The 1,528-nt window shown below is 79.6% G+C and carries 1 protein-coding gene and 1 pseudogene; both read right to left on the bottom strand.

Annotated features, from left to right (window positions below; genetic code table 11):
• Positions 1 to 193 (bottom strand): annotated as a pseudogene (locus tag A2U95_RS32125) (hypothetical protein); the annotation flags it as partial.
• A gap of 37 nt (positions 194 to 230) precedes the next feature.
• Complete coding sequence (locus A2U95_RS21910) at positions 231 to 1,478, bottom strand: peptidoglycan-binding protein (protein ID WP_166025911.1); 1,248 nt, start codon at positions 1,476 to 1,478, stop codon at positions 231 to 233.
• Positions 1,479 to 1,528: the final 50 nt, after the last annotated feature.

Below are 1,528 nucleotides of genomic sequence, written 5' to 3'. Positions count from 1 at the left end.
CGGACACCGCGGGGGGCACCTCGGCGGACACCGCCGGGGCCGTCGCCGCGCCGTCCTCCGGGGGCGTCGCCGGGAGCGGCGGCGCGGGTGCCGCCGGGGGTGGCGGCGCGGATTCGCCCTGCGCGGCCGGCCGGGCGGGCCCGGACCCGGGGTCGGGTCCGGTGGCCGGGATCGCGTCGGTGGTCGCTGTCATGCCTGTCGCCCCTCGTGTCGCTGCTGCGTCTTTCGGTTCAGGAGAAGAGCCGGCGCCAGGTCTCCGGCCCGGGGTAGCCGTCGGCCGCGCCGCCGCGCCAGCCCTGGTCCCGCTGGAACGCCCGCACCGCCCGGCGGTCGGCGTCCGTCCACTCGGGGCCCGGGCCGACGGCGTAGTGGCGTCCGTACCCCTTCCTCACCAGCTGCCGCCCGAGCCGGGCGACGTAGGCGTTCCTCGCGCCCGGGCGGAACGCGGCCCGGCCGGGATAGCCGGTGACACCGTGCGAGGAGGGCGTCCCCGCGGGCGGGATGTCGCGGCCGCCGCCGGTGACGAGCAGCCGCCAGGTGTGCGGGCCGGGGATGCCGTCGGCCGCCTCGCCCGCCCAGCCCTGGGCGCGCTGGAACGCCCGGGTGGCCCGGCGGTGCGCCTCGGTCCAGCGCGAGCCGGCGGCGTCCGTGCCGAACCGGGCGCCGCCGCGTGCGGCGAGCATCCGGCCCAGGCGGACGATGTGGGCGTTGCCGGCGCCGGGGCCGAAGTACGCGCGGCCCGGGAAGCCGGCGGCCTCCCGCCCGGGGCCGCCGCTCCCCGGCCCGTCCGCGCCCTCGGGAGCGAGGGCCCGGTAGCGGTGGGGGACGTAGCGGTCGGCGTTCACCGGGTACGGGTAGTCGAGCACCCGGCGCACGGCGTGCGGGCGGGTCTGCTCGTAGCCGACGTACCGGGTGTGGGTGTAGTCGGTCCAGCCGCCGAAGATCACGACGTGGGAGCCGTCCTGCGGGTCTGCGGGGTCGTGGAGGAGCAGGATGTCGCCGTGCCGGAGCTCGTCCTTCCCGATCCGCTCGGCGTAGTCGTCCAGGTTCCCGGTCCACGCGCTGCCGGGGAGGTTCCACGCCATCGACACGAAGCCGGAGCAGTCCTGGCGGTAGCCGTCGCTCCAGTTCCGGGTCATGTCGTACGGCACCCCGGCGTCGGTCCAGTTCCGCGCCCGCTCGATGATCTCGCTCCGCGACACCGCCCGCAGCGACGGCCCCTCCCCCGCTCCCGGGACGGCCCTCACCTGCGCGGTCCCCACCGGGGCGACGTCGTCCCGGGCGGCCCCGCTTCGCGCGTGTCCGGCCCGGGCCGGCCCGTCGTGCGCGGCTCCCGCCCGGGAGCCCCCGGCCCCGGCGGGCCCGGCCTGCTCGGGCCCGGCCTGCTCGGGCCCGGCCTGCTCGGTGTCCGTACGGGGCTCCCCGTCCTGGGCGACGTCCCGCGCGGTGCTCGCCTGCGCGCCCCCGGGCTGAGGCACCCCCGCTCGCGCACCGCGCCCGGGCTCCGCCGGCGCGGGCGCCGGCCGGG

This window comes from Streptomyces chilikensis (assembly GCF_001642695.1).
GTDB lineage: Bacteria > Actinomycetota > Actinomycetes > Streptomycetales > Streptomycetaceae > Streptomyces > Streptomyces chilikensis.
This window is presented reverse-complemented; position numbering and strand designations above follow the sequence as displayed.